This is a genomic window from Halomonas sp. MMSF_3323 (assembly GCF_030733595.1).
Lineage (GTDB): Bacteria > Pseudomonadota > Gammaproteobacteria > Pseudomonadales > Halomonadaceae > Halomonas > Halomonas litopenaei.
The window spans coordinates 1-7340 of sequence record NZ_JASHIT010000074.1; the positions used below are offsets into that span (position 1 = coordinate 1).

Consider the following 7340-nt stretch of genomic DNA (forward strand, 5'->3'; position numbering starts at 1 on the left):
CCGGGGCGGCGCGACGCGGGAAAACGAAGCGATGCGGCGTGTTGCGCCGAAGAGCGCAGATTATAGCGTCCTCGTGGCGCCTTGAACACAATTGTTCGTCGCGGCGCCAGCGAGTCCTGTCGCGATCACGGCGAATTCAGACGGTAAAGCTCTCGCCACAGCCGCACTCGTCCTTGACGTTGGGATTGTTGAAGCGGAAGAACCGGTTCAGCCCCTCGTTGACGTAGTCGACCTCGCTGCCGTCGAGCATCTCGAGCGCTTCCGGGGCGACATAGACCCGAGCGTCGTGTTCCTCGAACAGGGCATCGTCGGCCTGGACGTCGTCGGCGAAGTCGAGGACGTAGCTGTAGCCGGAGCAGCCGCTGGGCTTGACCGAGACCCGCAGTCCAAGCCCCTGGCCTCGCTCGTCGAGCACGCGGCGGATCTGGTCGGCCGCGGCGGGGGTGATCTTCAGGTGTGCCATATCATTCTCCTGGGTCGGGCGCTGCCGCCTGGGCGGCAGTCACCGAAACTGTCTCTGTCGTGCGCTGCCTGTCGAAGGGTGATGTTCTCAAGGCATGTCTCAAGGCATGGCGCGGGGCTCAGGCCTCACGGCATGGCGCGCTGGCGCAGGCCAATCAGCGCGGTGCGCAGGGCCTGGCCTGCGCGGTCGATGTCGTCTTCGCTGGTGAAGCGTCCGATGCTCAGGCGCAGCGAGGCCAGCGCCAGGCGGCGCGGCACCCCGATGCCCTGGAGCACGTAGGACGGTTCGACGCTGGCCGAGTTGCACGCCGACCCGGTCGACAGGGCGATGTCGCGCAGCGCCATCAGCAGCGACTCGCCGTCGACGCCCTCGAAGCCGAGGTTGATGATGTTGGGCACCGAGGCCTCGAGGCGGGTGTTGCAGTGCACGCCGTCGAGATCGGCGATGGCCTCGAGCAGGCGATCCCGCAGGCTCTGGATACGTGCCTGATCGGCCTCGCCTTCGTTCGCCGCCAGCGCGAAGGCCTCGCCCATGCCGGCGATCTGGTGGGTCGCCAGGGTGCCGGAACGCATGCTGCGTTCGTGGCCGCCGCCGTGGATCAGCGCCTCGAGACGAAGATCGGGGCTACGCCGCACATAGAGCGCGCCGATGCCCTTGGGGCCGTAGGCCTTGTGGCCGGACAGCGACATCATGTCGACCTTGCTTCGCCCCACGTCGAGGTCGATGCGGCCCACCGCCTGGGCCGCGTCGACGTGGATCATGGCGCCGTGGTCATGGGCCACCTCGGCCAAGGCGGCGATGTCATTGATGGTGCCGAGTTCGTTGTTCACCGCCATCAGCGATACCAGCACGGTGTCGGGGCGCATGGCCTCGGCCAGCTGGCCAGGGCTGACGCTTCCGTCGGCCTGGGGCGTCAGCCAGGTGACGTCAAAGCCCTCTCGCTCTGCCGCCTTGGCGGTATCGATGACCGCCTTGTGCTCGATGATGGAGGTGACCAGGTGGCGGCCCTTGTCGCGGTTGGCCCTGAGGAAGCCGGTAATGGCCAGATTGTCCGCCTCGGTGGCGCCGCTGGTCCAGACGATCTCTCGCGGGTCGGCATTGATCAGGTCGGCGACCTGGCGCCGGCCGTTTTCCACCGCCTGCTCGGCCAGCCAGCCGGGCATATGGCTGCGCGACGCCGGGTTGGCGAAGGTGCCCTCGAGGGTCAGATGCCGACTCATGACCTCGGCGACACGGGGGTCGACCGGGGTGGTAGCGGCGTAGTCGAGATAGACGGGTGAAGTCATGGCGATGTCATCGTTGGCGGGCAGAGGGGCGAAAGTCTAGCTCAGGGCGCCGAGGTCACAATGTCGTCGTTGTGCTGGCGACGGCGCTGACGCCCGGCGATCTCGGCGATCTCCTGGCGCTCGGCCAGCTCGCCCAGGGTGACGCCGTCGAGGAAGTCCTGGATGCGCTCGGACAGCTCGAACCACAGGTGATGGGTCAGGCAGGTGTCGCCCTTCTGGCAGTCGGACAGACCGCCACAGCGGGTGGTGTCCACCGACTCCTTGACCGCATCGATGACCCGGGCCACCGAGATGGACGCTGCCGGCTCCGCCAGCAGGTAGCCACCGCCTGGCCCGCGCACGCTGTCGACCAGGCCGGCGCGCCGCAGGCGGGCGAACAGCTGCTCGAGGTAGGACAGCGAGATCTGCTGACGCCGGGCGATGTCGGCCAGGCAGATCGGGCCCTGGTCGGCGTTGACCGCCATGTCGAGCATGGCGGTGACAGCGTAGCGTCCCTTGGTGGTCAGGCGCATGGGGCGAACCCTCGACGCCGACATGGGTCGGCGGTCCGGAAAGTGTGGGCGTGGTCGGTAGCCGACGACGCTTGGATCAAAGCGATATTATGGGAAAGACCGAGTGTCGTGGTCAACTATTGGCGCCGTGCCGTCGTCGCCTCGTCTTCCCGCTCGGCCCCGTGCTCGGCGTCATTGGCCGTCTCGCTGCCGCCGGCACTGTCCTTGTCGGTGGTGCCTGGGTCGGAGGTGCCTTGGTCGGAGGTGCCTGGCCCGACGTCTTCATTGCCGCTGGCGCTTTCGTTGCCTGTGGCGGTGTCGGAGCCCAGGATATCGGCGTTGGCGTCACGCCCGATCACCGGCGCACAGGCGCGGTCGACGTCTTCCAGTATCTCGGCGAAGTCCTCGTCGCGAATTTCCGGCATCTGACCGTCGCGGTAGCTGTGGTCCAGTTGCCTCAGGGTCTTGCACATGCCGCTGATGCGTTCATCCACCGCGTGCATATGGTCGAGCATGGCCTGCATCGACTTGGCCACCGGGTCGGGCATGTCCTGGCTCATGCCGTAGGCGTCGAAGCCGAATTTCTGGCACATCGCCTCGCGACGGGCCGGGTCGACCTCGAGGCCCGGGTCGCTGTCCGGGTCGCGGCGCTGGACGATCTTGCCGGGGATGCCGACCACGGTGGCGCCGGCCGGGACTTCCTTGGTGACCACCGCGTTGGAGCCGACCTTGGCGCCAGCACCGACGGTGAAGGGGCCGAGAATCTTGGCGCCGGCGCCGACGATCACGCCGTCCTCCAGGGTCGGGTGACGCTTGCCCTTGTTCCAGCTGGTGCCGCCCAGGGTCACGCCCTGGTAGAGGGTGACATCGTCGCCGACGATGGTGGTCTCGCCGATCACCACTCCCATGCCGTGGTCGATGAAGAAGCGCCGGCCGATGGTGGCGCCGGGGTGAATCTCGATGCCGGTGAACCAGCGGCCCAGCGTCGACAGGGTGCGCGCGATCCATTTGAGATTGCGCTTCCACAGCTGGTGGGAGATCCGGTGCAGCAGCAATGCGTGAAGGCCAGGATAGTTGGTCAGGACTTCAAGAAAGTTGCGCGCCGCCGGATCCCTGGCAAATACGCTGTTGATGTCTTCGCGTAGGCGTTGAAACATGCGGCGGTCCCTGAGTCGGTCAAGAGAATCATAGTGGGGGCTGGTGGTGGGCCGTTCAAGCCTGCCACCTGTCGAGGTCAGTGATCTGGGGCAGCTCAGCGGCTCGAAGGTGGACACCGTGTCGCTCCAGAGCCGCCGGCCTGGCGCTGATCCTGCGGTTGGTTCTACTGTTGGTTCGGGCTAGTCCTGGGCCGGCTTCTGGCCCTGATGCGTGTCATGTTCTCGCTGTAATTCCGGCTCGTTGGCGCGGGCGCCCAGCGCCTGGCCGCCTGCGGCCTTCTCGGTGGCGCTGAGGATGCCACGCAGGATGTTGAGCTCCATGCGTTCGGGGCGCGAGCGCAGGGTCACTCGGCGCAGCCTGGCCATCAATTGGCGAGGCTTCGCCGGGTCGTGGAAGCCGATGGTGATCAGCGCGCGTTCCAGATGAGCGAAATAGTGCTCCAGCTCCTCGTGGCTGGCCAGTGGCTGCGCTTCTTCCTCTTCGTCCTGTGCCGGGCCTGGCTGGGTCTGGTTCTGGTTCTGGGTCTGGGTCTGGGCCTGGGCCAGCCAGGCAAGGCGGCATTCGTAGGCCAGCACCTGCACCGCCGCGGCCAGGTTCAGCGAGCTGAAGTCGGGATTGGTGGGGATGTGGACGTGGGCGTGGCAGCGTTGCAGTTCGGCGTTGGACAGGCCGCTGTCCTCGCGGCCGAACACCAGCGCGATGCGGGCCTCGGGCGTGGCCAGCTCGGCGGGCAGACGCTCGCCCAGCTCACGCGGGGTGATCATCGGCCAGGGCAGGGTGCGCGAGCGCGCGCTGGCTCCCACCACCAGGGTGCAGTCGGTGACCGCCTGCTCGAGGCTGTCGACCACCCGAGCGTCGTGGACCAGGGCATCTGCCCCGGAGGCGCGGGACACACTGTCGGCGGTGATGACCTCGCAGCGTGGTGCCACCAGGGCCAGATCGGCGAGTCCCATATTGTGCATGGCGCGGGCGGTGGCGCCGATATTGCCGGGGTGGCTGGTGCCGATGAGAACGATGCGAATGCGCTCGAGCATGGAAGATCCTGTAACGACGCGGCGGGTTGATGCGGTGGTTGGTGCAGTGGTCCATTCAATGACCGATGCAATGGCGCTGATGGCGGACCGGTCGGCAGCGCCAGGGGCGCCAGTCTAGCATGGGTAGATGCGCGCTGGGGCGAAGTGCGTGGCATTCATGCCCGTGGTCTGCTAGGATTCGCGCCGAGTCAGTTACCCACGTCGACTCCGTTCTTTAACACCACCGACTCCCAAGGCCCGATCATGCATCCGATGGTCCAGTACGCCCTGCGCGCTGCCCGCAGCGCCGGCGAACAGTTTCTGCGCATTCGCGAACGAATCGAGAATGCCCACGACGAGCACAACCTCGACCGTCTACTCGAGGACACCGCTCGCAACGCCGAATCCCTGATTACCCGCCAGCTGACCCGCGGTTATCCCCAGCACGGGGTCGTCGGTCGCTACACGCCCCACCGTGCCGGTGAAGGCGAAGGCGCGGATATCCTGTGGCGCATCGAACCCTTCCACGGTTACTCGAACCTGAGTGTGGCGTCCCCTGAGTTCGCCCTGTCCGTGGTATGTCTGATCAAGGGCCGTCCGGAGCACGCGGTGGTGATCTGCCCCTTCAGCGATGACGAATACCTTGCCAGCCGTGGCCGTGGCGCCCAGCTCAATGGCAAGCGTCTGCGTGTGTCCAAGATCAAGAGCGCCGCTGGCGCCCGCCTGTCGCTGGGGCTTCCCGATACCTACCTGCGCTCGCGTTTTCTGCCGACCTACCTGACCCTGGTGCAGCAGCTCGGCCCCCAGGCCGAACAGCTTCAAGCCAGCGCCTGTGGCCTGCTCGACATGGCCCGTCTGGCCGCCGGTCGTGCCGACGCCGCCTTCGTGCTGGGAGTCGAGGAGCAGGACCTAGACATCGGTTCGCTGCTGCTCAAGGAGTCCGGTGCCCTGATCGGCACACCGGATGGCCAGCCCTCGGTGCGTATCGAAGGCGCCCTGATGGCCGCCAACCCGCGCCTGTTCAAGGCGCTGATCAAGCAGCTTGCGCCCCACGTGCACACGGCGCCCAGTCAGCCCGAAGAGGACTGATTCGGCACCGCTCGCGCGAGCGAGCGGTGATCGTGACGCCGTCACAGCAACGCCCCCGCGGCCTGGCCGCGGGGGCGTTGTCGTCTGTGGTGCCGGCCGTTGGTCGCCGCCATGGCGCGGGCTAGGCCAGCGCCTTGGTCAGCGAGAACACGAAGCCGGAAAACTCCGCTCGCTGCATGTCCAGGTGGTGAAACATCACATCCGCCGCCGCTCCCTCACGCTTGTCGGCGATGGCCGAGACGATTTCGAGATGCTCCTCGGCCGACATGCTGCGCATGCCGGCGATGCGGTGGATGTGCCCGCGATAGGGCTCGATCTTGCGTCGGATATCGGTGATCTGGCCAGCCAGGGTCTCGTTGGCGGCCAGGCGATAGATCGCTTCGTGGAAGGCCCTGTTGGCGCTGGTGTAACGTTCGGCGGTGATTGCCGCGGTGTCGATGGTTTCCTGGGCCGCCTGCAGCAATGGGGGAATGTCATCGGCGGTGCTCTGACGCGCGGCGAGCCTGGCGGCGGAGGACTCCAGCAGCGCCAGCATCTCGAACATGTCGAGAATATCCTTGAGCGAATTGCGCCGGACGAAGGCGCCCTGGTTGGCCCGGTGTTCGACCAGGCCCTCGGAGGTGAGCATCCGAATGACCTCGCGGACGGGAGTACGAGAGACCGCGAACTCGGCGGCCAGGTCGCGCTCGTTCAGCCGGTGTCCGGGCGGATAGCTGCCCCGCAGGATGCGATCCTCCAGCTGCTGGCGAATGTGTTCGGTGGTCCTGGTGGGCGATGCCATCGAGCGGTCCCTGCAGTAGACACGTGGACGGAGGGCGGCACCCGGACGTCGTCTTGCCGGATGCCGCGGTCGAGATTACTGGAGATAGCTGCGGTAGACCTCCACCAGTGCACCGGCGGACTCGCCGAACTCCTCGATATACGCCGACAGGTACTTGTCGCGAAGGCTGTCGGCAAGCGCCAGATCCTCCTCGCTGAAGGTGTACACCGTCTCGGCCTGTTCATCGACCGCCTGGCGAAGACGTTCGGACTCCTCGGTGAAGTTGGCGCTCGACCACTCGATGGTGGCCTCGACCGCCCGATGGAGTTCGTCGCGAGCGTCCTGGCTCAGTCCATTGTACTTGCGCAGGTTCATGATGAGCGGATAGGGCGTGCGCACCATCGAGCTCGCAAGCACCACCGGGGCGACCTCGGAGAGTCCGAGATTGACGTAGGAGGAATCGGTGGTAATCACGCCATCGACGCCGCCGGTCTGAAGCTGCAGAAACTGCTCGGCGGCACTCATGAACACCACGGTGGCGCCAAGGTCTTCGAGCGCCGGGTCGGTGTAGCCGCCCACGCCACGGATCTTGCGACCTTCGAGTTGATCCAGCCCGTCGATCGACTCGGCCAGGAACAGCGTGGTCTGCCCGGAGGAGTTGATGAACCCCAGCAGCTTGACCTGGGAGGCGGCAAAGGCTTCGCCCAGCGGTTCGAGCACGCGCGGGTCGTTGGCGAAGGCCAGCACGTCGGCGTCATCCAGGGAGTCGGGCGGAAACGGCACGGTGAAGATCTTCATCATGCCCACGGTCCCCACCACGTAGCCGCCGAACAGGCTGTACAGATCTACGGTGCCGCGTGCCGTGCCCATCAGACCGTCGCGTCCCTTGACCAGGGATTCCGAGGGGAAGACGTCGATTTCGAGCAGTGTCGGGTCGAGCTGGTCGGCCAGGTACTGGGTGGTACGCCCGCGGAAGTCCTCGGCGGGAAAGTAGTGGCCCAGACGCAGGGTTTCCGCCGCCTGGGTCGTGGTCGTGGTGAGCAACCCCGCCACCAGGGCCGTCGTCAGGGCGATGGCCAG

Annotated in this window: 8 protein-coding genes; 1 reads left to right on the forward strand and 7 read right to left on the reverse strand. The window is 66.5% G+C overall.

The genetic code is table 11. The annotated features are described in order from the left end of the window. Positions 1-136: 136 nt before the first annotated feature. From RBB39_RS22395 to RBB39_RS22415, 5 genes are all read right to left on the reverse strand, one after another. Positions 137-463, reverse strand: coding sequence for an iron-sulfur cluster assembly accessory protein (locus RBB39_RS22395; protein WP_045992748.1), 327 nt, complete (start codon positions 461-463; stop codon positions 137-139). Between the two features lie 125 nt (positions 464-588). Then, entirely contained in the window at positions 589-1749 is a 1161-nt protein-coding gene (locus tag RBB39_RS22400; protein WP_045992749.1) for an aminotransferase class V-fold PLP-dependent enzyme, read from the reverse strand. A gap of 41 nt (positions 1750-1790) precedes the next feature. Continuing rightward, the gene (locus RBB39_RS22405; RefSeq protein ID WP_045992750.1) at positions 1791-2261 is read right to left on the reverse strand and encodes an Rrf2 family transcriptional regulator; all 471 of its coding nucleotides are present in this window, start codon (positions 2259-2261) and stop codon (positions 1791-1793) included. 116 nt (positions 2262-2377) lie between these two features. Then, on the reverse strand, positions 2378-3397 hold the full coding sequence (gene cysE / locus RBB39_RS22410) for a serine O-acetyltransferase (protein ID WP_083970397.1): 1020 nt from the start codon (positions 3395-3397) through the stop codon (positions 2378-2380). 180 nt (positions 3398-3577) lie between these two features. Further along, positions 3578-4432 carry an RNA methyltransferase gene (locus RBB39_RS22415; RefSeq protein WP_306169426.1) on the reverse strand — a complete coding sequence of 285 codons (855 nt, stop codon included), beginning with the start codon at positions 4430-4432 and terminating at the stop codon, positions 3578-3580. A 243-nt stretch (positions 4433-4675) separates the two neighbouring features. Between RBB39_RS22415 and RBB39_RS22420 the strand changes: the two genes are divergently transcribed. Next, positions 4676-5500 carry an inositol monophosphatase family protein gene (locus RBB39_RS22420; protein WP_045992751.1) on the forward strand — a complete coding sequence of 275 codons (825 nt, stop codon included), beginning with the start codon at positions 4676-4678 and terminating at the stop codon, positions 5498-5500. A gap of 121 nt (positions 5501-5621) precedes the next feature. Here the strand turns inward: RBB39_RS22420 and RBB39_RS22425 are convergent, their stop codons facing one another. Together RBB39_RS22425 and RBB39_RS22430 are read right to left on the reverse strand one after the other, a co-directional pair. Then, the gene (locus tag RBB39_RS22425; RefSeq protein ID WP_045992752.1) at positions 5622-6281 is read right to left on the reverse strand and encodes a GntR family transcriptional regulator; all 660 of its coding nucleotides are present in this window, start codon (positions 6279-6281) and stop codon (positions 5622-5624) included. A 75-nt stretch (positions 6282-6356) separates the two neighbouring features. Then, positions 6357-7340, reverse strand: a 984-nt coding sequence (locus RBB39_RS22430) for a TRAP transporter substrate-binding protein (RefSeq protein WP_306169427.1), incomplete at its 5' end; no start/stop codon positions are given.